27 protein-coding genes are annotated in these 23,041 nt (G+C 51.6%); 20 read left to right on the top strand and 7 right to left on the bottom strand.

All coding sequences use genetic code 11. The features are described 5' to 3' along the window. Positions 1-10: 10 nt before the first annotated feature. From CX650_RS18245 to CX650_RS18170, 17 genes are all read left to right on the top strand, one after another. On the top strand, positions 11-544 hold the full coding sequence (locus CX650_RS18245; protein WP_101096648.1) for a GNAT family N-acetyltransferase: 534 nt from the start codon (positions 11-13) through the stop codon (positions 542-544). 87 nt (positions 545-631) lie between these two features. Further along, a complete protein-coding gene (locus tag CX650_RS18240) occupies positions 632-853 on the top strand; it encodes an RNA-binding S4 domain-containing protein (RefSeq protein WP_037475159.1) in 222 nt (73 codons plus the stop codon). A gap of 16 nt (positions 854-869) precedes the next feature. Then, positions 870-1,256, top strand: a complete 387-nt coding sequence (locus CX650_RS18235; RefSeq protein ID WP_025011246.1) for a ribonuclease E inhibitor RraB — start codon at positions 870-872, stop codon at positions 1,254-1,256. Positions 1,257-1,355: 99 nt separating this feature from the next. Continuing rightward, positions 1,356-1,553 (top strand): nuclease-related domain-containing protein, encoded by a 198-nt coding sequence (locus tag CX650_RS18230; protein ID WP_101096647.1) that lies wholly within the window; start codon positions 1,356-1,358, stop codon positions 1,551-1,553. Continuing rightward, on the top strand, positions 1,520-2,116 hold the full coding sequence (locus CX650_RS18225; protein ID WP_157823080.1) for a serine/threonine-protein kinase: 597 nt from the start codon (positions 1,520-1,522) through the stop codon (positions 2,114-2,116). Before CX650_RS18230 ends, CX650_RS18225 begins: the two co-directional genes overlap by 34 nt. 327 nt (positions 2,117-2,443) lie before the next feature. Beyond that, the gene (locus tag CX650_RS18220) at positions 2,444-2,725 is read left to right on the top strand and encodes a 7(1) septoil knot domain-containing protein (protein WP_039033949.1); all 282 of its coding nucleotides are present in this window, start codon (positions 2,444-2,446) and stop codon (positions 2,723-2,725) included. 163 nt (positions 2,726-2,888) lie between these two features. Continuing rightward, entirely contained in the window at positions 2,889-3,638 is a 750-nt protein-coding gene (locus tag CX650_RS18215) for an alpha/beta hydrolase (RefSeq protein WP_229799964.1), read from the top strand. Beyond that, entirely contained in the window at positions 3,613-4,026 is a 414-nt protein-coding gene (locus CX650_RS20490) for a hypothetical protein (protein ID WP_229799966.1), read from the top strand. Before CX650_RS18215 ends, CX650_RS20490 begins: the two co-directional genes overlap by 26 nt. A 69-nt stretch (positions 4,027-4,095) precedes the next feature. After that, complete coding sequence (locus CX650_RS18210; protein WP_101096645.1) at positions 4,096-4,953, top strand: hypothetical protein; 858 nt, start codon at positions 4,096-4,098, stop codon at positions 4,951-4,953. Between the two features lie 110 nt (positions 4,954-5,063). Then, positions 5,064-5,732, top strand: a complete 669-nt coding sequence (locus CX650_RS18205; protein ID WP_071476234.1) for a Type 1 glutamine amidotransferase-like domain-containing protein — start codon at positions 5,064-5,066, stop codon at positions 5,730-5,732. Positions 5,733-5,861: 129 nt separating this feature from the next. Continuing rightward, positions 5,862-6,155, top strand: coding sequence for a hypothetical protein (locus tag CX650_RS18200; protein WP_039034013.1), 294 nt, complete (start codon positions 5,862-5,864; stop codon positions 6,153-6,155). Positions 6,156-6,199: 44 nt separating this feature from the next. Next, positions 6,200-6,505, top strand: a complete 306-nt coding sequence (locus CX650_RS18195) for a hypothetical protein (RefSeq protein WP_101096644.1) — start codon at positions 6,200-6,202, stop codon at positions 6,503-6,505. A 405-nt stretch (positions 6,506-6,910) separates the two neighbouring features. Continuing rightward, positions 6,911-7,492, top strand: coding sequence for a GAD-like domain-containing protein (locus CX650_RS18190; protein ID WP_101096643.1), 582 nt, complete (start codon positions 6,911-6,913; stop codon positions 7,490-7,492). A gap of 103 nt (positions 7,493-7,595) precedes the next feature. After that, positions 7,596-7,841: a hypothetical protein gene (locus CX650_RS18185; RefSeq protein ID WP_101096642.1), complete on the top strand. Its 246-nt coding sequence runs from the start codon at positions 7,596-7,598 to the stop codon at positions 7,839-7,841. 6 nt (positions 7,842-7,847) lie between these two features. Continuing rightward, positions 7,848-8,273 (top strand): DUF6559 family protein, encoded by a 426-nt coding sequence (locus CX650_RS20605; protein WP_039033955.1) that lies wholly within the window; start codon positions 7,848-7,850, stop codon positions 8,271-8,273. A gap of 133 nt (positions 8,274-8,406) precedes the next feature. Continuing rightward, positions 8,407-8,748 carry a hypothetical protein gene (locus CX650_RS18175; protein ID WP_101096641.1) on the top strand — a complete coding sequence of 114 codons (342 nt, stop codon included), beginning with the start codon at positions 8,407-8,409 and terminating at the stop codon, positions 8,746-8,748. A 97-nt stretch (positions 8,749-8,845) separates the two neighbouring features. After that, positions 8,846-9,253 (top strand): PaaI family thioesterase, encoded by a 408-nt coding sequence (locus CX650_RS18170; RefSeq protein WP_101096640.1) that lies wholly within the window; start codon positions 8,846-8,848, stop codon positions 9,251-9,253. A 293-nt stretch (positions 9,254-9,546) separates the two neighbouring features. Here the strand turns inward: CX650_RS18170 and CX650_RS18165 are convergent, their stop codons facing one another. From CX650_RS18165 to metG, 7 genes are all read right to left on the bottom strand, one after another. Further along, positions 9,547-11,598 (bottom strand): TonB-dependent receptor, encoded by a 2,052-nt coding sequence (locus CX650_RS18165; RefSeq protein WP_101096639.1) that lies wholly within the window; start codon positions 11,596-11,598, stop codon positions 9,547-9,549. A 442-nt stretch (positions 11,599-12,040) separates the two neighbouring features. Next, on the bottom strand, positions 12,041-15,640 hold the full coding sequence (locus CX650_RS18160; protein WP_101096638.1) for a DEAD/DEAH box helicase: 3,600 nt from the start codon (positions 15,638-15,640) through the stop codon (positions 12,041-12,043). Positions 15,641-15,656: 16 nt separating this feature from the next. Then, complete coding sequence (locus CX650_RS18155; protein WP_101096637.1) at positions 15,657-16,091, bottom strand: hypothetical protein; 435 nt, start codon at positions 16,089-16,091, stop codon at positions 15,657-15,659. A gap of 89 nt (positions 16,092-16,180) precedes the next feature. Further along, positions 16,181-16,714 carry a hypothetical protein gene (locus CX650_RS18150; protein WP_025010489.1) on the bottom strand — a complete coding sequence of 178 codons (534 nt, stop codon included), beginning with the start codon at positions 16,712-16,714 and terminating at the stop codon, positions 16,181-16,183. Then, complete coding sequence (locus CX650_RS18145; protein WP_157823078.1) at positions 16,711-17,733, bottom strand: non-structural maintenance of chromosomes element 1 family protein; 1,023 nt, start codon at positions 17,731-17,733, stop codon at positions 16,711-16,713. The genes CX650_RS18150 and CX650_RS18145 overlap by 4 nt, the downstream gene beginning before the upstream one ends. Positions 17,734-17,891: 158 nt before the next feature. Then, on the bottom strand, positions 17,892-18,317 hold the full coding sequence (locus CX650_RS18140; RefSeq protein WP_101096635.1) for a DUF7079 family protein: 426 nt from the start codon (positions 18,315-18,317) through the stop codon (positions 17,892-17,894). 151 nt (positions 18,318-18,468) lie between these two features. Further along, entirely contained in the window at positions 18,469-20,499 is a 2,031-nt protein-coding gene (gene metG, locus CX650_RS18135; RefSeq protein WP_039033962.1) for a methionine--tRNA ligase, read from the bottom strand. Positions 20,500-20,658: 159 nt separating this feature from the next. Here metG and apbC point away from each other — a divergent pair, with 159 nt between their 5' ends. Genes apbC through dcd form a run of 3 tightly spaced genes read left to right on the top strand, consistent with a single transcriptional unit; the run spans position 20,659 to position 23,037 of the window. Beyond that, a complete protein-coding gene (gene apbC / locus CX650_RS18130) occupies positions 20,659-21,774 on the top strand; it encodes an iron-sulfur cluster carrier protein ApbC (protein WP_101096634.1) in 1,116 nt (371 codons plus the stop codon). A gap of 12 nt (positions 21,775-21,786) precedes the next feature. Further along, positions 21,787-22,425 carry a uridine kinase gene (gene udk / locus CX650_RS18125; protein ID WP_100142708.1) on the top strand — a complete coding sequence of 213 codons (639 nt, stop codon included), beginning with the start codon at positions 21,787-21,789 and terminating at the stop codon, positions 22,423-22,425. Between the two features lie 30 nt (positions 22,426-22,455). Next, the gene (dcd, locus tag CX650_RS18120; protein WP_071477180.1) at positions 22,456-23,037 is read left to right on the top strand and encodes a dCTP deaminase; all 582 of its coding nucleotides are present in this window, start codon (positions 22,456-22,458) and stop codon (positions 23,035-23,037) included. Positions 23,038-23,041: the final 4 nt, after the last annotated feature.

Genomic DNA, 23,041 nt, shown 5'->3' with positions numbered 1-23,041 from the left:
GTTTAAGCAAGTGATAGAAATCTATACCGATAGACTCAGGCTCAGGACTCTGAAGGAGCAAGATTGGCCGGCGTTTCTGGCACTGCATTGCGATCCTGAGATGGGCCGCTTTGTTAGAGATCCCGAACCCGAACCACTGCTCAAAGCCAAGTTTGAGCAGCGCAGCCAGCCTTGGCATTACGAGTCCGGCGACTGGCTGACGCTGGTGATTGAAGAACTGGGCAGTGATAGCTTTGTCGGCTTGACCGGCTTTTATTGCGTCGATCCTGAGCTGGCGCAGGCCGAGGTGGGTTACCTGTTGCATCCAGATATGCAGGGGAAGGGCTATGCCACTGAGTCGCTGCGCGGGGTAATAGATTGGGGCTGTTTGAGCTTCAATATTCATAAGTTCATCGGTCACTGCGCCAATGATAATCTGGCTTCGGCCAAGGTCATGGAGAAGTGCGGCTTCGAGCTTGAGGGAATATTGCGGCACAACTTCCGTATCGGCGGTCTTTGGGTGGATGACAGAGCTTATGGCCTGCTCAGTGATGAGCGTCGTTGACTTCTCTCCCCCAAGCGGATGCTTGCTGCTATAATCCGCCCCAAATCGAGTCAATTCCAGCAAGGCAAGGTCACAGTGACACAGAAAATGAGCGAATTCACCCTCAATAGCGGCGATGAGTATATTGAGCTTTATAAGGTGCTGAAGGCAGAAGGCATGACCAGTGCCGGCGCCGAGGCCAAGCATGTGATTGCCGAAGGGCTGGTGCTGGTCAATAACGAAGTTGAAACCCGCAAGCGCAAGAAATTGCTGCCGGGCGATCTGGTCAGCTTCAACGGCGAAACGGTTAAAATAGTGGCGGCACAATAAGCGCAAGGGGAACAAAATGCAATTTCCAGATGATGACAACGGCAAGATGCTGCAGGCAATGCAGGAGTCGGGTATCGACCTGAGCAAGCCTTTGGATGTGGACTTTTTCCTGGTGTTTGATGATCAGCGCGACGCTGAATCGGCATTGGAAGATTTGAGCCAATCCGAGCAGGCAGGCGAAGTTGAGCTGCAGTTCAACGAAGAGATAGAAAAGTGGGAGCTGATTGTCTGCATCAATATGGTGCCCGAGTATCAGGCATTGGTGGCGCGCGAAACCGAACTGAACAGTTTTGCCGCCGAGTTTGATGGTATGACAGATGGCTGGGGTGTGATGCAGCATCAGGACGGCGATGACGAGTTTGCCGATGATGACCATGAGTGTGATGAGCACTGCCACCACTGAAGATAAGTGAATTTTCCTAAGCCACCCAAATTTGGGTGGTTTTTTATTCTCTAGCTTTTTATTCTGCCCCCACTGATTGCCAATCTCAGGGAGAGTGATATGGCCAAACACATCAGTTTTGGAACCCCGGTCAACGACGCCGAGCGCTGGGCCTTTGAACTGCTGGGTGATGAGTTACCCAAAGATTATCTGCTGCTGACCAATATTGAGATCCCGACTCAGTCCGGGCAAGCGATGGAGGTGGATGTTCTGGTGGTCGGCGAGTGGGGCGTGTATGTCATCAATACCGCAGCCTGAGCCGCATCTATCACCCCAATGTGGAGCGGGTATTGGCCTTTGGCGAACTTGGCGGCAGCGACCGGGTCTTCATTGCCAGGGCCTGGGAGCGGGGCGTTGCTTTGGATTGCACCGAGATCCAATCGCCGCAACAGGTGATAGGCTGGTTTCGGCAGTTGCTGACGGCGCTGCAGTATCTCCACAGATTGGATATCTTCCATCGAGCCATCTGCCCGAAGAATATTATCTGTAATGGCGACAGCGCCGTGCTTTTGAACTTTGGCCTGGGTCAGGACATAGCGGCCAGACACTATGCTGCTCAATATGCCGACCCGGATCTCTGGGCCCTGGAAGGGGATGCCGAACGGGATCTCTATGGTTTGGTGGCCAGTTTTATTGACGTGTTCACCCCTATAGAGCTCAAGGGCGATGCCGGCCCTGCAGGCATGCTCAGGGCCCTCGAGGCTTTTGATCCCCGTTGGTTGGGAGAGTCTTTGTTTGCCATGTGTTACAAGGTGCTGCGCTTAGAGGTCAACCCAGGAGACAATAATGACTATATGCCGCTATTTGGTTTTAACTCATAAGCAGCACAACTACGAGTGACGACTGAATATGAATGCATCATGCACAAACTCACTCGATTTTGGGTAAATGATTATTTTGGGCATGGATGATAAGAAACAAGAAATGTGACGCCTGTGCAATCAAGGTGATTAAGTTATCCAACGAAACTGCATGGTCATAGTGTTGAACTCCTAATCCAGTCTCTGGCTTTGAGTCTGAGAGGAAGGATGTTTATACCTGTCGTCATTGTAATACCGAAAAATATTGTAATTGGATCTTGAGTTTGCTGATTATCTCGGGAGTTAACATCCACATTACAAATAGCCAAGCTACTACAGGGAGGTTTTATGGCACTTATTTATGAGGTTCAGGTTCGGGGAGCGGCCAAGGTGCTGGTATATGAAGTCAGCTCCCGCGCGGCCGCCGATCTATTGGTTTATCGAGTCGACAGCCGCGGCGCTACGCACAATCAGGATAGTCTCTGGTATCAGGTGGCGAGCCGCTCAATGGCCACGTCACTGATTCATTGGGTCAGCCATCGCAGCGCCGCTGATCTGCTGGTGTATTTTGTCAGTAGCCGCGGAGCCAGCGGTTGGCAAACTCAGCACCCGCTCAAAGGCCGTTTGTAACCCGGCGCTTTTAAATCCAGGTAAAGAGGACGCCGGGAAGGTGAATACAGACTTTTGGCAACGACGGATGCCTGCGGTCATCAGCTATTGACCGACAGCCTTTCATCCCGCGCCGGCCGACCTTTGAAAGCCCGTTAAAGACGTTTTACTGACAAGGATTTCCATGAGATTTGTATTTTTGCTTTGTGCCTTGCTGCCTCTGACTGTATTGGCCGAACAGCAGCGTTTTACACTTGCGGCCGGGCTTATCGATGAAGCCGTGACAGTTCAGATTGCTTTGCCCGAGAGTTATCGACATTCAGACAGTTTTCACTACCCCTTGCTGTTGGTACTTGATGGTTCGACCCAGTTTCATCATGTGGCATCCAGCGTCGGCTTTTTGAGCACATACGCCATAGTGCCGGAAATGATAGTGGTGGGCATAAGCACCCGCGACAGACTCAAGTACTTTACTCCCACAGAGCCGGAAGATTTCGCCGCAAGGGCGGGAAAGGCTGATGTTTATAACCGTTTTATCGCAGAGGAACTGCTGCCTGCATTGAGTGAACGTTACCGTCTTGCGCCTTACCGGACGATATTTGGCCACTCTTTGGCCGGGCTTTACAGCAGTTATCAGGCGCTCGGTCCGGCGTCTTCCTTCAATGCCGCGATAGCCATTAGTCCCAGCCTCTGGTGGGACGATGGCGCCTTGATTACAGATTATGACAAATACCAGGCTCGCGAGCGCAAAGCGCCCATGCGCTGGTTTCTCAGTATGGCGAGTGAGCCAGGCGAGATGGCGCAGGCCTTTGACGCCATGCTGCAAAAACTGGAAACCAAACAGCCGTCAAAGCTACAGGTTTTCAATGCCCGTTTTGCCCGAGAAACCCACGACAGCAAGCACCCCCTTGATTGGCAATGTCGAGGGGCTTAAAGCCATCTTCAGTGGCTGGAACGCGGTACCGGAAGTTGATGTGATGTCGCTGCAACAACTGCAGGCGTTCTACAGGGGAAAAACTGCCGAGTATGGCTATATCTTTCCGTTGTCGGCACATCAATTCAATGTATACGGCCTAAAGGCCGCCTATGAGGGCCAAACTGCCTGGGGCGTTGCCATATTGGAGCAAGGAGTAGAGAAATTCGCTCGCTCGGAAATCCTTTGGGACAGCTTGGCAACGGCCTATACGCTTAACCAACAGCTCGATAAGGCAATGGCGGCTTCTATCAAGGCGCTGCAATTGGCCAGGCTGCATGGTTCGGTTTTTCTCGAAGAGATTATGGCTCAGAACCGGGCGCTTGAGCAAAAACTGAGTCAGCCCTAACTCAGGTCTTTTACCTACCTGGCCCGGGATTTCCCGGAGAAGATTTACACCTGTTATGAGAGAAATGCCGTGTTTCGTGGATTAAATGAGATAAAACAACATATTGAAGAAGGCAATCTGGACTATTTGCGCCAGCATATGCCGAAAGCCTGGTCCCAATATATGTTCAGGATAGAGAAAGACCCGGCCGGGCTTGAGATCATCTCTTATCTCAGGGCGAACGCCGTTATCAAGGACTATCAAATCTATTACCTTATGTATTGCCGTGTGACGTATTATTCCGAGCCGAAGCAGTTTACGCCGCTATTTGACATCATCAAAGTCAACGGCCCGGATGGCAGCTTGGTCGAAGACGACCCTGAACATCTTTACCGGCTGTGTCACGATGTTTATCTCGGTTTTATTAGCGCGTTTATTTCAGTGGGTGGCCGCCTGGACCATAACCGGTTGTTGGAATTGGTCTTTGCAGGAGAGTCTGACGCTTACGCCATTTTTAATTTTCTACTGCCCAGATACGCCTTCTCCCATGAGGCACTGGCTACGGCGGCGGCCTGTTTGTTTTACAATGAATACCATTTGAATGGAGCCGGTGAACAGGCTTTGGCTGCCTTGCTAAGTCGGGGCATAGCGTTGGATTACTGCTTTGATGATGACAGTGAATTCGGCGAATATGCTTGCTTGGCGGCATTGATCTTCGGTCACAACCCAAAAAGGTTTAACCAGCTGTATGCCGATGGTGTCGAGCAGGCGCTTGTCGACAGTTTCGATTGGTCGTTCCTGCTTACCGAGCATGAACTGACTCTTGAGCATATTGAATCCCTTAAGCTGTTGTCCCTCAGCGCTACGTTACCCATAGATGAGATTGGCGAGTGCCTGTTAGAAAGAGAAGATGAAGCACTGCTGGCTGCTTTTGACTCCCTGCGCTGATGTCTTGGGCTGAAGAACTTTATCAATCACGGCGCGAATGGCCGTTGAGGCTGTGAGCGGGAAACTCAGGGTGTTGTAAGAAGTTGCCGACTTTCAAGGAGTGAAAAAGTATGAATCTACTGCTGCTCAGTAATCACCAAAGCGCAAGAGGCCGTGAGGCGCTTGCGTTTGTTATTGAGGCTCTGGGGCTTAAAGGGCAAGCGGGTGGTTACATAGGTTCAGAGCCTGATCCCGAGGGGGATTTCTACCGGCCAACACAGGCGTTTTATCAAGGCCTTGGCATAGGTCTCAACACCTACCTGGATTTTGAACAGGGTTTTAACAACACTGTGATGCAGAGGTTACTGGATAAGCCTTTAGTGCATCTCTCGGGCGGGGATACTTACCGTTTTTTACATGGCTTGCATAGTCGCAATCAACAGCAGAAACTCAAGAGTTATGCTGCATCCGGACATCTCTTGGTTGGTGTCAGTGCCGGCGCCATGCTGCTGACTGCCAACATAGAAACCGCGGCGCTTTGTGGTGACAGCAATACAGTGGGCCTTGAAAACCTGAAGGCGCTGGGCTTGGCCGACCTTTTATTTGTGCCCCATGTGGTTCATTCGCAGAGCCGAGACCAATCCCATGGCCTCAGCCAAAAACGGCGTGCAAAGCAATTGGCAGAGCGGCATGGTTTGCCCGTTTATCTCTGCTCGGATGAAGACGCGCTGGCCATTATTGATGGCTATCTTCACAGTTTTGGCGCGCCGGAGATCATCCTGCCAGAGGCTATCGCCTGAGCCCTGCAGTGCAGCAGTGCCTGTTCATCGGGATGACAAATCCCATTTATTGGGGTAGTTTGAACATTATTGATGGCTTATGCCAACAAGGCCTTAAGGAAGCAAGGCATCACCCAAGAGGAAGCAAGGATGGCAGCAGAACTGATCAAATCGTCAATGACTACAGTGCAGAACGGAGTGGCCAAAGCCGATGGCAAGATTTCTTTGACCGGCAATGAACTCAAGTTTGTGCCTTTCAATCAGCAACTGGGGCTGGGGCCCTACACTCTCAAGCGAGATGATATCTGCGCGGTAGAAAAGTGTCTGGCTACTGGCGGCGGTATTTTTCCTATATCGGCAGATGCGCTGCGGATCATTCTCAATGATGGCAAACGCTATGAGTTTATTCTGGCAGATACCTCAGAGTGGCTTACGCTGCTGTAATTTTGTGCCTCTTTCGGCAAAAGCGGCATAATCGGGAGCTGAGTATGAGAGTACTGGCGATGGCTCAAGGGCAATGGTATTTGTTGGAGCATGAAGGGCAGCTATATCTGGACGTGCTTTGCCAACATAACAACCGCTTTATGGTCCAGCTCAATGAGCGGGAAGTGGCAGAGTATCGCCGCTCCGGCAATGCCTTTCTTAAACAACAAGCCCGTGATATTCAATATGCAGTACCTATTCGCAAGGGGACTCGCTGCGGTTTGCAAGGGCGGGATCAGCGTCGTCAACTGGGGGAGTTGGCTAATACCGCGGAATGTGAATGGCTGGCGGCTAAAGAAGCTGAGCAGTGACCAACGGAGGTACAGCTTCAAAAAAAATTTTATAAGGAAAGCCGTGCAAGCAGTATTTAAGCAAACCGAGGGTGATTACCTCTAAGCCGTTATTGAAGTGGCGGGGCAGCCGCTTACTGTGATGGATGAATTCGGTGGTGACAGCCTGACTTATGGTGGAGGGCTTTGTTATCGGAAGATGTTTCCGGAAAAATACTGATACTGTCGCAGCGATTTTTGGGCTCTGTGTATAAGCCGGTGCGTCTCTCGGGATTGCAATCATGCTATCAAAGGCCGCATAATCGAAGCCGGCCTTATCCAGGTCTTATATCTATACCTAGGTGCCTTAAGGCTTTCAAATCAAGGTCACGGAAAACCCAAGGTTTTGTGACAGTTATTCTGATAGGAAAAAGGAATTTTACCTCAATGCTTCTGCAATCTTTTATCGACCATCTGCCACCCGGCGCAGATATCAAATCAGTATCGGCGCCAACTCTTGCCAAATATCAGGAGCATTTGCCCGAGTGCTTATTGGAACTGTGGCAACAACATGGCTTTGGCCACTATGGTGATGGTTTAATCCAACTTATTGATCCGGATGAATACCTGGACAATCTCTGGGGCTGGCTGATGTTGGATGAAGACATGAGTCGCATCCCGTTCGCTATCAGCTGTTTTGGCGACATTTTTTATTATCGGCTCCTGAGCGATGAAGGGGATGAAGATATCGCTTTTATCGATCCCCACACTTCACAGACAGATGTGCTCACCTGGAACATGGAAGACTTCTTCAACGACTGGTGTTGTGACGATGAAGTGCAAACCAGCTTCTTCAGGAAGAGGGAACTTCAACAAGTCAGCGACCAGCAAGGCAGGCTGCAGCCAAACCAGATCTACTTTTACACCCCGGCACTGCGTCTCGGGGGTGAACCAGCTATTGATAAGACTCAAAGAGGCGATGCCAGAGTGCAACTGGACTTCTTGCTGCAGTTGGCTCTGGAAGCCTAGCCGCGAAACCAGGATGAGAAATTGAACCGGGCTGTGGTCATAGTTTACTGCCTGGTCTGATACGCTCGGCAAGCTGGTTTTATCGGCGACAAGACGGAGCGCCATGAACGTATGCTGGTTGGCCGCCGGGCTTATCTTTATTTACGGTTTGTTGCGGATTCTGGGACAAGGCTCAGGCGGCGCCGAAACCATCATGACAGGTTTGGGTGTGGCGTTGCTGTTGTTTTATAGCCTGATCATTAACTTATTTGCCGCGCCATATCTGTTTTTTGGTGCTGCTCGGCAAGTGGGATCCAATCAGGCTTTGAGCACAAAGCGGCATATTGGAGAAGCGAGCCAAGCAGAGTGAGTTCTTATGTTTGCCCATCTGTTTCGAAAACAAAAAATAAAGCAATATGCCCGTAGGCTATCCAGGGATTTGCTAAAGCATTATGGCAAGAAGAGATATTACTCCAGAAATCAGCTGGAAAGGGCCTTAATCAGACAAAAGCTCAGGCGTCCTCCCAGAGCCTGTGATAGTCATGGCGGTATTTCGACCAACGAATATTATGCCTATGCCATGTACTGCTCACCGGCCGAATTTTCCCGCATTTCGATGCAAACTTCCATAACTCAAGGTTCCAGTGAGCCGGACTATGGTCAACTGAGAAGGGAAGCTGCGGAGGTTATCTTTGGCCGGCCACAGGATTTTACGGTCGCTAGCCTGCATGAGGCCAGTGCCGGCCATAGTGCAGCGGAAACCGCCGCTGCGGATCCGGGGTGTGATTCTGGCAGTGATTAAGCTGAAAGTGAGCGAGTTGGCCGTGGGTGCTTGACCTTTGTTTCTGCGATGACCACTCCTGGCTGACAGGCGATCTCCGGTCAGCGCTGTAAATCGGGTAAAAGGGTTGGAAGCTTATACTCAGGGAGAGGGAATGCCGGAACTATTGATCCAGTTTGTGCTGGGTTTTGCGCTGTTGACGGGCGTTTGGGGCTGGTTTGCCTTGATGTTTGCCTCGCTTCCCTGCGCCGAGCTGCGTCGCAGTTTGTCTATGCGTCTGGTGCGAGGATTGTTCTACAGCTATCCCCTTTGGGTGTTGGTGCCGCTATATCAGCTTAAATACACCATGGTAGCAAGCTCAATGGGTTTGCTTTGGGGGATAGTTCCAATGCTGCCTTTGCTGTTAGTCTGGTTGATATTTACCCTTCAGGGGCGGGAGCTTAAACGGCGGCAACAATTAAAAGCGGTATCAAAGCCCAGAACCAAACAGGAGTAGAAGGGCAAACATGGCTAAACCAGAGGCTGTTAATGCTCAAGTGATACCCATGGCCCATTGATACCGCAAGATTGACCAAATAATCAAGGAGGTTTAGATGGTGACTATCGCTGAGCTGCAAGCTTTTATCGAACGCGAGCTGCCACAGAGCGGTATTGTGATTGAACATCTGGGAGATAAGTCGGCCAGAGTGCGTAAGCCGATAACTCAGGTGCACCTGCGCCCCGGCGGTACTGTCTCAGGGCCGGTCATGATGGAGTTGGCCGATATTGCCATCTATATCGCCTTGTTGGCGGAAATAGGCATAGTGCCTCTGGCAGTAACTACCAACCTGAATATCAACTTCCTGCGTAAACCCAGCGCCGAGTGTGACATAGTTGCCGATTGTAGGTTGCTGAAACTGGGTAAATCATTGGCGATTGCCGAAGTGTCTGTGTTTTCAGATGGACACAGCGAAGTTGTGGCTCATGCCGTGGGCACTTATTCTATTCCGCCGACGAACTAGCCCCTAACTCCATTCAAAAATTGTTGCTGCCCTTGTGATTCGATCCTTCCTGGGGCTTGGGCCTTGCTCAATGCCGAACTCGATAACTGTGATGTATCGTTTTTTGGGCCTTCGGCATCCAGGGAGTATCTGCAGCCTGGCCAAGTGTTTTCTGGATAGATGCTGTAAAACTATGCCTACTTCATGTGGTTTGCGGCTCAGTCATGAACCGGCTTTGAAACCGTAACCCTTTGTCAAAGGGGCTTCAATAAAATTAAAAAGGCTCCCTTTGGAGCCTTTGGGCTTATCTAAGGCTAAAACCGGTAGGTGACAGAGACCCCAAAGTTACGGGGATCGACTATTGCCGCATAGCCATCCGGGTAGTTACGGGCAGCCGGAGAGCGACTCAACACGGCTTTCTCATCAAAGGCGTTGTTGACGAAGGCGTTGAAGATCCAGTTGTCTGTCTCATAATTGAGCGACATACGTGCCAGCACATAGTCACCGGCAACTCGTTCCTCCGTGTTCTCAAAGTCACCATAGTACTCACCAACATAGTTGGCGGAGACACTCAAGGTAAGCTGATCTGTCAGCCAATACTGGGCACCGAGATTGGCGGTCATTGAGGGGGCCGAATCCAGTTCATTGCCCTTGGCAGAAGCATAACCTTCTCCCGGTTCCTTGATTTCCGAACTCAACAGCCCAAGGCCGCCGTGCAGGCGCAGATCCCGGGTCACCATGGCTGAGGCTTCAAACTCGGCACCATAGGTAATCACCTTGTCCATGTTGATAACCCGTCTGGCAGAGCCAGTGGCCTGATATCCGTCGTAGTCGTTGTAGAACAGGTTGGCGCTCAGGTTGATATTACCGCCATCCAGGCTGGTTCTCAGCCCAAGTTCATAGGCGTTAACGTACTCTTCATCGTAGAAGTAGAACTCATTTTCCGGGAAGCCTATCGCCGCACCGGCGGCGTTGTAGCCACGGCGACCGCTTAAGGAGACTGTGGTCTCGGCATTGATATCGTACTGCAATACCAGCTTGGGCAACTTGATGGTCTTACTGTTGTCCAGGGTATCTTCTATGGGCGTTTGCGGCTGCTTCATCCAGAAATTACGCAGTTGGGATTCCCGTTCAACCCGGCCTCCGGCGGTGATCCTGAAGTCATCGGTGACGTTATAGGTAAATTCGCCGAAAACCGCCTTGGAGTCACTATTGTCGTCGCCGCGATAAACCGTACCGCCGCTACTGTTGAAGTCTTGATCGCGCTTGAAATAGTAGAGGCCGATAAAGCCGCTGTAAAGCTCGCTGTTAAGGCCAAAATGCAGCTTGGTTTCAGCCGTGGTGTTGGACTCCTCCATACTCACCACTTGCTCGGTAGCAGGATCCTTGTCATAGGTATCCATCACCCAGTGGTAGTTCATTCTGGCCAGCAAGAAGTCGACCGAAAAATTGTCACTGATCCTGTAGTCCAGCTTGATGCTGCCGGTATCTGATTCAGTGTCCATGTTTCTGGGGTTGATGGGCTGATACTTAAAGGGATCGTCACCACTGAAGTATTGTCGTCCCGTGTTGCCGCGCTCATGGTTTTTGGCATAGCTGAGCATGGCCTTGAGGCCGTCAATGGCTGCGGGCTCCCACAGGAGTTTGGCTCTTATTCTGTCTGTGTTGAGCTTATTCAGATCAAAGCCCGGCGGGTTAGCTTCATGGATAATCGGGTTGGCGTAAGTTTCACCATCGGTATGCTGCGCCGATAGGCGAAAGGCCAGTTCATCCTCAATCAAAGGGCCGGAGATGGCGGCGGCCGAGTCTATATATTGGCTCTCACTGCGGTAACCCACCCGAGCGGCACCCTGCCAGTCAAAAGTCGGATCCTTGGTCTTGATAAACATGGCGCCACCTATGCTGTTGCGGCCATTACTGGTGGATTGGGGACCACGGAACACTTCAATCTGCTCTATGTCCCACATGCCGGTATCGCCGGTCAAATCCGCCATAAAAGGTTCTGCCACACCATCGGTTATGGTTGATACCCGGGTCTTGGCGCCGCCGGAAACCCCACTAAAGCCGGTGGCGGCGCCGTTACCGGAAATCCCGCGGATATTGGGCATCTGCCCTGACAGCACTACCAGGTTGGGTATTTCAGAGATGGCTTCATGCACCGACAGGTATTGCAGCGTCTTAAGCTGCTCCTCGGTGATGACAGATACAGATGAACTTACGTCTTTCAATGATTTCTCTGTCTTTTCCCCCAAAACGACAATTTTTTCGATTGATTGATTTCCGCGCTCGACAGCATCGTCGGCAAAGGCCGGTGATGCCAGCATAGCGAGCAGCAGGGCATTGAGCTTAAATTTATAGCTAGGCATGAGTATCTGTCCTGATTAACAAATGAAGCGAATGAGCAAATAAGCGTTAAGTGGGGGACAAAGTTATAGACCTATAAATACGATCGCAAGTGATAATTGTTATCATTTGATAAAATGTGATCGAATGCCGGAATACCTTTTGTAACCGGGACAAAATGGATACACCAAATGAGCTGTTGCAGACGAAAGGATAGATGGAGCAAGTATCTGAGCGCTCACAAGGTGAGTTGTCAGAGTTAAGTTTGCTCTTGGAGGGAAAATACGAACAAAAGGCTTGCCGTCGCTTTGATAATCAGGCCTTTGCAATTGTTCGGGCGCAGTTGAAGTTTACGGCTACTTGAAAGCCACACTCCGGATAAGTGAGCATGGCTTACCTGAGAATTTATAACAGTATGGCGCCCGAACTCCATTTCGGGCCAAGCCCAAGGAAAACAGACAGTTATTAAACCGTCTGCTCGGTCTTGGGCGCGCGTTTGTGCCGTTTATGCCTTGATTGTTTATCATTGGGAGGCCGATTCTTTGACGGTTTTCCCATTGGTCTGTTGGGTGAATGTGTCGCTTTTTTGCCTGTAGCTTGTCTTGGGCTTTTGCCGTCGGCATCCGGTTTTCTTCGTAATCGGCAATGTTTGGGAATTCTGGCTATCACTTCGGCAAACAGGTTTCTGTATTTCCCGGCGGCGCCAGGGCGACTCAGAAACTCGAGATCGCCGAAGAAGAGCAGGCTTTGCTTGGCGCGGGAGCAGGCCACATTGAGTCGTTTCCAGTCGAGAATAAAGCGCAGGTTGCCCCGGGTTCGCACTGTGGAATAACAGACTATCTCATCTTCGCTGCCTTGAAAGCTGTCCACTGTATTGATGCGGATATTGAACTGACCCAGGCGATATTCCCCACTTGCCGCGGGCGATGATAACTCGCTCATCAGGGCACGGATCAGTCGTTTTTGGGCGCCATAGGGGGTGATGACGGCGATGCCCAGAGGCGTGGCAGGCTGATGAGTCACCCGGCTCTCAGTGGTGTTTTCCTGGAGATTATTTTTGTCTGCCAGATTCTTGATAAAGGTGACTATCGCCTCGGCTTCTTCGCGATTGTACTTACTGGTGCCTTCTTGTTGCTGTTGACCGGCGACATCTTTCCAAATCAAGGTGTGCGGCAGGACGAAGTCTTGTTCATTCAGTTGTCGGCCGTTGAACAGTTGTCGCTCACCGTCCGAGCTGTAAAAGAGCTCGGCGACCAGATCGCCTATCTTTTCCGGCATTCTGAACTGTTCAGCCAAAAAGCTTTTGCTTGTGGGCGGCAATTGTTCATAAAGGCCTTCAAAGAAACTGGTTTCCAGGAAACATTCGTTCAAAAAGGGTAATTCGTCATTGGCTTCATCTGTTTGCAGTAGCGGCGCAACGCTGGGAGGCAGTTGGAAATGATCGCCAATCAGTATCACCTTGCGGGCTCTGAGCAGAGGGATCATGAGTTCGGGTACCGTGGAGCGACCGGCTTCATCAATGATCACGAGGTCGAACCTGAGCTGATCTATGCTTTGACGTCTGGAAGCCAGTCCAACGCAAGTCGCGCCAACCAGATTATGATCTGCCAGTAACATCCAGTTGAGCTCTTTATCAAGCCTTTGTTGTTCCTGCTCTGTGCCCAAAACGCCGTAAAGCCAACGGTGAGCTAGCTCAGGCAAAGGTTCGGCTTCGGTTGTACAGGCCAGGGCACTGCGGCGACTTCGCTGTTCAAAGTCATTCAGCTTTTGTTTAATGGTGTAGTCGCTGAGTTTGCCACTGACCTTGTCATCAGCCCCAATTCTCAATAGCCGTACCTCTTGCTGCTCCAGCAAGGCTTGGTGTAAATCAATAAAGCGTGCCAGGGCGTTGTCCACCGCCGCATGTTGCTGCGATACCAATAATACCCGGGTCTCTGGACTATGGTGGAAAATCTGGTGCAGCATCTCCACTATGCAGGTGGTCTTGGCGGTACCGGGTGGCCCCTGGATCAGAGCAAGATACTGCTCACTGAGTGCTGTGCGGATAACCTGCTTCTGGCGTTCGGTCAGTTGGGTATTTTGCCAGCAAAGATCTGCGCGCAATCTGTGTTGCCAGAATGGATCCTGTTGCGGCGTATAGCTGCCCGGTGCCAGAAGTATCTGCTTTAGCCTGGGCTCGACCAAGGCATCGTTACGAAATGCATCCAAAGCCGCTTGTTGTCGCTGAAGCGCATCGTCAAACAGCTTGAGACTGAGCCGCAGGCATGTTTTTGTTGAACCGACCTGAGTGGATTGCAGCTCTTGTGCCCATTTTTGCGGCAACCTCAGCTGCATACTACCGGAATCGATAGTCACTTCGAGGCGGTTTTGTTGCCGGGCGGGAAGGGGATTGAGCCAGACAAATTCGCCTGCGGCGGTTTCGCCCCAGTATTCGAGGGTGCAACGAGGCGAAAAACCACTGCTTTGCTGCGCTTTGAACCCGGCTTTGAAATCCGCCAGCAGCTGGTGCTGACTGCCATCGACGATAAAGTGCAGCAGTAAGTCCTGCTCTTGCTCCTGCAGCTTGTCGGCCCGTCCCACTAAGGTGATATCCAACTGCGCCTGCTGATAATCGAGCACGCTTTGCCACTGACACAGCATTTTCAGTTGCGCCATCCGCGTCTGGCTGTCGGCTTCACTGCTGCTCAAGTGGTTGATAAAGGCGACAAGGGCACTGATACCATCCGGATTGGCCAGCACACTGGACTCAAGAGCACTGTCTGCCGGGATCAACATAAAGGGCAGCTCATACCCCTGACCTCTGTCTTCAAAGTCTTCGACATCGCTGACCCGCAAACAGGCTTGCTTGGTATCAATTTGGCAGTTCAGCGCCAGAGTGTGGCGGGCCAGTCGCAAGTCACCGCTGTGCTGTTCCATATCGGAATGGAGCAAGCGCCAGGGCGTTGGATCATCCGCCCGCAGCGCCATGAGCTCCTGCTCAGAAAATAGCTCTGAAGGCAGGTAAAGATAGAGTGAGCCTTCATCTGTGCCGCCGAGTTCGGCCGTGTCCAGCATATTGAGTTGAATTCTTCCCCGGGATTGCTGCTGGCCAGGGCTGGCGTCTAGCGTCAGGTTGTAAAGCTCTGGCCAGGCTTGTATCTGTTGGCCCGGTAGCAGTTCCAACATGGGGTTGGGGGTCATCTGCCTTGGCAGAAAGGCGGATATGGCCTTGCCTTGAGTATGGGCCAGATAACCTTTGGCTACCCGGCGTTCAATTTCGAATGCCATTGGCCTGGCCGCCATTATCGCCTCTACCCAGGCGACACCTCTGGCGACACAGGCATAGAATAACCGGGTGCCATTCTTGCCGCTGCGTTGGTGAGTTATTTGCAGCGGAATGGCTTGTGGATCGTCATAGCTGAAAAACAGCTTGCGCTGCAGGTCGTTGCTCCAGCCCTGCAAGCCCAGGTTATTGCCAAGATGCAGCCTGCTGTTGAAGGGCAGGTCTGTATCCAGTTCATCTTGCTCTACCAGCACCACTTTCCCGACATAGAGCCATTCTGCGGGTAAGGTCGGGCTCGGTGGCGTAAGCTCATCCAGGTGTTTTTTGAGTTCAGATACCGAAGGCTCGGTGTCGAGCGTATCCCGCACGGCTTTGAGTTGTGCCAGATACCAGTCGAGATAGTCTTTGTAGGCCACCAGGCGGCTGCGGGCATCTTCTACCTGACAATAACTTTGCTGCAGCGCCCGGCGCCGATAGGGGCTCAGCCCCTCATCATTGAGCTCTGTGGCTATTTGCTCGGGTAACAGTTGGAGTTCGGCGTCTATCAGGCTGACTTTATTCAGCAGCTCATGATATTGAGCTTCCATTTTGGAGAAGAGTTGCTGCAACGATTGACTCAACTGTAGAGCTTGCTGCCTGTCGTGCTCTGCCGCCATGCGGCTATAACGCCGATTGAGAGCGTCTATGTCTCCGCGCAACTCGTCGTGGCGCTGATGCTCTTTAGCTGTGGCTCTATCGAACAACCAAGCGGTCGCAGTTGCTGTGACAGTAACCCCTATGCCTATGATGATGGCTGGCAGCACTCAATAAACTCCTGGATTAAAGGTTTGGCAATTTATGCAGCAGTTGCAGCAGCTGATATTCTTCATCGCTGGCTTCACCCAAACTCACCTTACGGCGCAAAATCTCAATCGTTTGCTCGCGACTTTGATGATTCTGTTGCCAGCGTTGATGGGCCAGTTCATTGAGTTGATGTTCATTGTCGGCCTTGAGCCTGTCGAGGGCGATTTCCTGACAGCGCTCCTGATGTTTGAGTTGCGCCTGACGTAATTCGTTGTCGGACAGCTCTATCTCTTTTAACGCTTCGGCTTTTACTCTTTCAGTTTCCGCTCTGGCAGTTTCCAGTTGGTTGTAACTCTGATAAGCACTGACCGCCTCTTTGGCTAGTGCAACGACTTCTGCGCCGCTTAGCTCCGGGGTTTTGCTTTGTGGTTTGGCCGGGGACTTGGTGACAATTCGGCTGGGAGTTTTCATTTGTGTATGCCCTCTGAACTTCAATAGCCTTGATTTAGGTGAATTAGGGTTGACGATAATGAATCGCAAATCTTTAACTAAGCTTGGTGTTACTCAAAAGCGCTGACCAAGCACAAGAGTTGTGCCTTCATTAACTCATCGGTCAGTCTGCTGAGTCGTCTGAGCTCTGGGCACTCACGGCGAGCGGTACTTCTCAGATGCTGCAACTGTCCAAGAAATAGCTCCAGACTCTGGCGGCGACTCTGTAGTTCTGCGACAAGTTGAGTCGTCAGGTGATTGTCGTGCTGTAATCTGTGTTGCAGCAGTGTCATGCGCTCCTCGGCCTCCATTTGCCAGAGCGTTTGCTCCAGTGCCATCTGTTTGCTGAGGTTTTTGAGTTGATGCTGCAACGTACGTTTTTGTGCTTGCAACTGCTCGGTGACTTCTTTGGCACGCTGCAGCTTAAAATAGGAGTTGAGGCAGTCAAGTACCGAAATGGCGGCATCGACCCACACCAATACAGGGTTAACCCCTTTGGCGCCGCGCATCAGTTGGTAACCTATTCGGCCAGCCTGGTAGAGCCTCGCCTGCCGGGCACTGCCAATTTCCAGGGTCTTACTGGCAAACAGTGAAACAGTTTTCATTGGTTTGGCTCCAACGAGGTTTCAAATTGTGCCTTGAGTGCCGCCATCAGCTGCGGCTTGTCGAGTCGCAGTGGGCGCAGGTTCTGGTTCAGCGTGATGTGACGACTAATGCCGGTATCAAGGGGCTCATCTTTCGTGCCGATGACCTGCAACAGTTCGCTTATGGGCTTTTCAGCACTCTTGGGCCAACTAGCGTTGCCTTCAACTCGCTCGCTGGTGTTGATAATGGCGCCGCTCAACTGGCACAAGTGGAGTCGACTGGGAGGGGGACTTGCCAGTGTTGAATCGAGCAGGGGCGGCACAGTGTAATTAGCTTGATATTCGAGTATCGGGGCTTTTAATAGCAGTGTGCCGCGTTTTTCCGAAGTTAATGATGTTTCGCTATCAAGCTCGACCCAGGCATAACGAAGCTCTGTTTCATCGCCGATAATCTCAAGCAGTGGCTGCCAGGCAGTACGCTGCTCCTGGAGCATCCTGTGATACTTGGTCGGACAAAGCTGTTGCATCAGCTCTGTTAGCTCCCCTTGATTTTCCAGGCTGGAGGCCAATCGGCGGTTCAGTCTTTGCTGTTGCAGCACCGTCTGAATATTCCAGTCTGTTTCGTACTCTCTCAAGGTCATCCAGGGTTCGGAGGGGTTATTTTTCAATAATAGTTGTTCATCGTGGCACCAAACGGGATTGAGTTGCGGATCCATCACATCAAGCCACAGCACAAAGCTCAGCTCGGTCAGCTCACAAGCCAGCGCCATCTGACTCCCTTGTGGGGTCAATTGGCGCAGATCATCTTCCAGCCAGCCGAGCGCACATAAACGTTCGAGTAGTGGCGTCAGTTGTGAGCTTGTCAGTGCCGTAACTTGCTGGATCTGTTCCTGGGTTACACCGTATAAGGTAAAAGATTGCAGCAAAAAACGTGAGACCTTACCCAGGATATCCAACTGTTGATGACGAAAGCTCAACCGATAACGACGCATGGGCAGAAGAATATTCAAAGGGGCTGGAAGGCTATTTGTATGGGCCACTGTTGGATCTTACTTATCTGTTTGAGCTGGAGGTTTATGTCATGAGAGACGGCGCAAACCTTAACACGAAAGTTGAAATAAAAAACCAGATATTGAGTGTTTTTTTGAAAAAATATTAATATATGCAACAGCTTGCATAAAATTGATTCAATATGATTTCAAAGCTTGTCAGCGAGTGTGTTATTGCGCCTACCATGAATCTGTGTCGATAGCAGTTGCCAGTGAGGTGTTAAGTAATCATTGAACATTCGTTGCGCCAAGTGCAGCTTTACTCTTTGCCAAAGACTGGGAGAATTGTTGAGTCGCAGTAAGATTTGCTCCTTGAGCCATTGTTCATCAAAGCCCGCCCATTCACCACAGACGTCGAATAAATTGGGGCCACAAACAGGCGCAACTTCCCGATAGAGAATATGCTCCAGTTCTTTTAGGGAATAAGGAGAAAGAGCACATACCCGGATAATGCCGGGGTAGTGCAGAGTGACATCGGTATCGAGAAACAAATCCGACATTGCGCTCCATACCGCTTGGCGGATGGGGAGTTTTGCTGTTTCCTCCAGCATGATATGGAAGGGGGGTTCAGCCATAGGATCCTTCCTTTAGGGCTGTTATTTATGCACAGAGGGTAACCAAAGGCATCAGAGACATCAAGTTATCAAGCTCTAATTGCTAATTTAGCTGGGTAGATCCAATAAAAAGGCCACGGAAGTGGCCTTAGGGGGATTTATGGATGTGAGTTTATTTGACTCTCATGCCCGGCTGAGCACCTTCATGGGGCTCAAGGATCCACAGTTCTTTACCACCAGGGCCCGCGGCCAGCACCATGCCCTCAGACAGGCCGAAGCGCATCTTGCGAGGAGCCAGGTTGGCCACCATTACTGTCAGTTTGCCTTCGAGATCTTCCGGCGCATAAGCCGACTTGATACCGGCAAATACCTGACGGGTTTCGCCGCCGAGATCCAGCTGTAATTTGAGCAGCTTGTTGGCTTCAGGGACATGCTCGGCCTTCTTGATAAGCGCAATCCGCAGATCCAGCTTGGCAAAGTCGTCAAACTCTATGGTTGGGCTGATAGGGTCATCCGCCAATGGACCACTGGCCTTGGGGGTGTCTTCGGTTGCTTTGAGGCTTTCCTTGGAGGCTTCCACCATGGCGCTCACCTTATCGAGCTCGATACGTTGCATCATAGGCTTGAATGGGTTGATTTGGTGACCGGCCATATCCATTGCCAAGCCGCTCCAGCTGAGTTCCAGCTTGAGGAAGGCTTCAACATCGGCGGCCAAGCGCGGCAGTACCGGCTTAAGATAAGTCACCAGAATACGGAACAAATTCAGCGCCACTGAGCATACCTGATGGGCGCGGGCCAAGGTTTCTTCGTTTTTCACCAATTGCCAAGGAGCTTCATCGGCAACGTAAGCGTTGGCGACATCGGCCAGCGCCATGATTTCACGCATCGCCTTGCCGTATTCGCGACCTTCATACAGCTCGGCGATCAGCTCCTGTTTGGCCAGGAAGGATTCGGCCAGGCTGTTGTCTTCCACTTTGGCCAGTTTGGCGTCAAAACGCTTGACGATAAAGCCGGCGGTGCGGCTTGCCAGGTTAACCAGCTTACCGACCAGATCCGAGTTGACTCTGGCGGCAAAGTCTTCCAGGTTCAGGTCCAGATCGTCAATGCGGCTGGAGAGCTTGGCGGCATAGTAGTAGCGCAGATATTCAGGATCCAGATGATCCAGGTAAGTACGGGCCTTGATAAAGGTGCCCTTGGACTTGGACATTTTGGCGCCGTTGACCGTGACATAGCCGTGGGCATAGACACTGCTTGGCTGACGGTAGCCGGCACCTTTGAGCATGGCCGGCCAGAATAGACTATGGAAATAGACTATGTCTTTGCCGATGAAGTGATACACCTCAGCTTTTGAGTCGGCATTCCAGAACTCGTCAAAGTCCAGCTCCGGGCGCTTGTCGCAGAGGTTCTTGAATGAACCCATGTAGCCCACAGGCGCATCGAGCCAAACGTAGAAGTATTTGCCCGGCGCATCGGGGATCTCAAAGCCAAAGTAAGGCGCATCACGGGTGATATCCCACTGCTGCAGGCCTTGCTCGAACCATTCATCCAGCTTGTTGGCCATTTCACTCTGCAATGACCCTGAATGGGTCCACTCTTTGAGCATGGTTTCAAAGGCAGGCAGATCGAAGAAGAAGTGCTCTGTCTCTTTCATGACCGGGGTGGCACCGGATACCGCAGAGCGCGGATTGATCAGCTCGGTTGGGCTGTAGGTGGCGCCACAGGCGTCGCAGTTGTCGCCGTATTGGTCTTCAGACTTACACTTGGGGCAGGTGCCCTTGACGAATCTGTCCGGCAGGAACATGGACTTTTCCGGATCGAACAGCTGGGAAATAGTCTTGCTCTTGATATAGCCGTTATCGCGCAGTTTGAGGTAGATCTCGTTGGCCAGCTGGCGGTTCTCTTCGCTGTGGGTGCTGTGATAATTGTCAAAGGCAATATTGAACTCGGCAAAATCCTGCTGATGCTCTTGATTGACCTTGGCGATCATCTCTTCGGGTTGGATCCCCATCTGCTGGGCCTTGAGCATGATAGGTGTACCGTGGGCATCATCGGCACAGATATAATGACACTCATGGCCACGAAGTTTTTGAAAGCGGGACCAGATATCTGTCTGTATGTACTCGAGCATGTGGCCCAGGTGAATGGGACCGTTGGCATATGGAAGCGCGCTGGTAACAAGGATTTTACGTTGTGTAGTTGCCATCTTTTCTCTGTTAAATCTAGGCCCTGAAAGAATGGCATAGATACTAACCGATTAATCCGGCTTTTTCATCAAAACCTGACATGAGTGGGTTAATTCTACTCTAATAATCGCATCATTATCTGGTACACTTGGCGAAATTTATCAAAAGGGGATTGCGTTTTGTCTTCTGCTTCTCAGGACTATCGTCTCAGTGACGATCTGCTCGGTCCGGTTCTTGCCATTCTCAATGCGTTTCAGGATCCATACCTGGCCCAGGGTTTAGTCGATGCCGGTTGTATTCGTAAGTTGGATTTGGATGGTAAAAGGCTGCTGCTGACCATCTTGTATCCATATCCTTGTCAGACCCAATATCGCGATACTGTGATTGCGCTGACCAATGAGTTGTCCAAGCTCGATGCCATCGACGAGGTGGAGTGCGAGATTGGCTTTGAGCCTTTCAGCTACTCGGCCCTTGGCAATATAGCCCCTATTCCTAACGTGAAGCAGGTGATTGCCGTTGCTTCCGGTAAGGGTGGTGTGGGTAAGTCTACCACTGCGGTTAACCTGGCCTTGGCCCTGGCGGCTGAAGGCGCCCGGGTGGGTATTTTGGATGCCGATATCTATGGCCCCTCCATTCCATTGATGCTGGGGATCCCGACATTCAGACCAGTATCCCCCGATGGCGTGCATATGACAGCCGCCACGGCTCACGGTATCAGCGCCCAGAGTATCGGTTTCATGCTGACCGATGATCAGGCCGCGGTATGGCGTGGTCCAATGGCCGCCGGCGCTTTGGCGCAACTGCTCAATGAAACCCAATGGCCTGAGCTGGATTATCTGATGATTGACATGCCTCCGGGCACAGGGGATATCCAACTTACCCTGTCACAAAAAGTGCCGGTCAGCGGCGCTGTGATAGTCACAACGCCTCAGGATATCGCCCTGGCCGATGCCAAGAAAGGTATCACCATGTTCCAGAAGGTGAACATCCCCGTCGTCGGTATTGTGGAAAATATGAGTTTCCATCTGTGTCCTGCCTGTGGTCATAAAGAGCATCCTTTCGGTACTCACGGCGGCAGCAAGATAGCCGAGCGTTATCAAGTGCCTTTGCTGGGTGCCTTACCTCTGCATATCAATATCCGTGAGGATATGGATAACGGTGAGCCGACTGTGGTGGCCGCGCCTGAGGGTGAAGTTGCCGCCATTTACCGGGATATCGCCCGCCGTGTGGGTGCCCAACTGGCAAAACAAAAGAATCACAGCGGTATTTCAATCGCAATAGCAGATGATGAGTAAGGTTTTCGCAGCATGAATTCGCCACAGTGTGTCGTTATCGGGATAGCAGGGGCTTCGGCGTCAGGTAAAAGTTTGATCGCCAAGACCATATTTGAAGAGCTATGCCGAGACTTAGGGACAGATCAGATAGGGGTTATCAATGAGGATGCCTACTATCGGGATCAGAGCCATATGTCCATGGAGGAGAGGGTCAAGACCAACTACGACCATCCCAAGGCGTTGGACCATGAACTGCTCAGCACTCACCTGGTAGCGCTCAAGCAGGGGCAAGCAGTGGACATTCCCTGCTATAGCTACGCCGAGCATACCCGCACCAGCGATACCTTGAAGATGACCCCTAAAAAGGTCATCATTCTCGAAGGTATTCTGCTGTTGACCGACCCTAAGCTGCGTGAACTGATGGATGCCAGCGTGTTTATGGATACACCGCTGGATATCTGTCTGCTGCGACGTCTGACCCGTGATGTGGCCGAGCGAGGCCGCACCATGGAGTCAGTGATCAGCCAATATCAGAAAACGGTAAGACCCATGTTTCTGCAGTTTATCGAACCCTCAAAGCAGTATGCAGACATCATAGTGCCAAGGGGCGGCAAGAACCGGATTGCCACCGATATTCTCAAGGCCAGAATCCAGCATTTGCTGGCGAAATAACCACAAGAATCCAGGGAGCTAGAAGGCGAAATGCGATTAACTGATATCGAAATTGAACAATGTCTGGACGAGGGCAGCATAGTCATAGATCCCCGTCCCGGCATAGAGGCCATCAGTGGCGTGAGTGTTGATGTGCGTCTGGGTAACCAGTTTCGGGTGTTCAAGGATCACACTGCGCCTTATATAGATCTCAGTGGTCCCAAGGCCGAAGTGCAGGCCGCGCTGGATAGAGTGATGAGCGAGCAGATTGATATCGCCGATGGCGAAGCCTTCTTTCTGCATCCGGGCGAGCTGGCATTGGCGGTTACCTATGAGAGTGTTCACCTGCCTTCCGACATAGTCGGTTGGCTTGATGGTCGTTCATCACTGGCGCGTCTGGGCTTGATGGTGCACGTAACCGCGCACCGTATCGATCCGGGCTGGCAGGGGCGGATTGTGCTTGAGTTTTACAACAGCGGTAAATTACCGCTGGCATTGCGTCCCATGATGACCATAGGGGCACTGAACTTTGAGCGCCTGTCTCGTCCTGTGGCCAGACCCTACAATACCCGCAAGAACGCCAAGTATCGCGATCAGCAGGATGCGGTCGCCAGTCGGATCAGCCAGGACTGAGCCC

It is taken from the genome of Shewanella indica, assembly GCF_002836975.1.
GTDB classification, from domain to species: Bacteria; Pseudomonadota; Gammaproteobacteria; order Enterobacterales; family Shewanellaceae; genus Shewanella; species Shewanella indica.
The sequence above is the reverse complement of the archived record's forward strand: the minus strand, read 5'-3'. Positions and strand labels throughout refer to the sequence as shown.

What these genes read in the sequence shown, in the direction of transcription:
- CX650_RS18240 (WP_037475159.1), top strand. Translation starts at nt 632, where the DNA reads ATGAGCGAATTCACCCTCAATAGCGGCGATGAGTATATTGAGCTTTAT.
- CX650_RS18235 (WP_025011246.1), top strand. Translation starts at nt 870, where the DNA reads ATGCAATTTCCAGATGATGACAACGGCAAGATGCTGCAGGCAATGCAG.
- CX650_RS18230 (WP_101096647.1), top strand. Translation starts at nt 1,356, where the DNA reads ATGGCCAAACACATCAGTTTTGGAACCCCGGTCAACGACGCCGAGCGC.
- CX650_RS18220 (WP_039033949.1), top strand. Translation starts at nt 2,444, where the DNA reads ATGGCACTTATTTATGAGGTTCAGGTTCGGGGAGCGGCCAAGGTGCTG.
- CX650_RS18215 (WP_229799964.1), top strand. Translation starts at nt 2,889, where the DNA reads ATGAGATTTGTATTTTTGCTTTGTGCCTTGCTGCCTCTGACTGTATTG.
- CX650_RS18205 (WP_071476234.1), top strand. Translation starts at nt 5,064, where the DNA reads ATGAATCTACTGCTGCTCAGTAATCACCAAAGCGCAAGAGGCCGTGAG.
- CX650_RS18200 (WP_039034013.1), top strand. Translation starts at nt 5,862, where the DNA reads ATGGCAGCAGAACTGATCAAATCGTCAATGACTACAGTGCAGAACGGA.
- CX650_RS18195 (WP_101096644.1), top strand. Translation starts at nt 6,200, where the DNA reads ATGAGAGTACTGGCGATGGCTCAAGGGCAATGGTATTTGTTGGAGCAT.
- CX650_RS18190 (WP_101096643.1), top strand. Translation starts at nt 6,911, where the DNA reads ATGCTTCTGCAATCTTTTATCGACCATCTGCCACCCGGCGCAGATATC.
- CX650_RS18185 (WP_101096642.1), top strand. Translation starts at nt 7,596, where the DNA reads ATGAACGTATGCTGGTTGGCCGCCGGGCTTATCTTTATTTACGGTTTG.
- CX650_RS20605 (WP_039033955.1), top strand. Translation starts at nt 7,848, where the DNA reads ATGTTTGCCCATCTGTTTCGAAAACAAAAAATAAAGCAATATGCCCGT.
- CX650_RS18175 (WP_101096641.1), top strand. Translation starts at nt 8,407, where the DNA reads ATGCCGGAACTATTGATCCAGTTTGTGCTGGGTTTTGCGCTGTTGACG.
- CX650_RS18170 (WP_101096640.1), top strand. Translation starts at nt 8,846, where the DNA reads ATGGTGACTATCGCTGAGCTGCAAGCTTTTATCGAACGCGAGCTGCCA.
- CX650_RS18165 (WP_101096639.1), bottom strand. Translation starts at nt 11,598, where the DNA reads ATGCCTAGCTATAAATTTAAGCTCAATGCCCTGCTGCTCGCTATGCTG.
- CX650_RS18155 (WP_101096637.1), bottom strand. Translation starts at nt 16,091, where the DNA reads ATGAAAACTCCCAGCCGAATTGTCACCAAGTCCCCGGCCAAACCACAA.
- CX650_RS18150 (WP_025010489.1), bottom strand. Translation starts at nt 16,714, where the DNA reads ATGAAAACTGTTTCACTGTTTGCCAGTAAGACCCTGGAAATTGGCAGT.
- CX650_RS18140 (WP_101096635.1), bottom strand. Translation starts at nt 18,317, where the DNA reads ATGGCTGAACCCCCCTTCCATATCATGCTGGAGGAAACAGCAAAACTC.
- metG (WP_039033962.1), bottom strand. Translation starts at nt 20,499, where the DNA reads ATGGCAACTACACAACGTAAAATCCTTGTTACCAGCGCGCTTCCATAT.
- udk (WP_100142708.1), top strand. Translation starts at nt 21,787, where the DNA reads ATGAATTCGCCACAGTGTGTCGTTATCGGGATAGCAGGGGCTTCGGCG.
- dcd (WP_071477180.1), top strand. Translation starts at nt 22,456, where the DNA reads ATGCGATTAACTGATATCGAAATTGAACAATGTCTGGACGAGGGCAGC.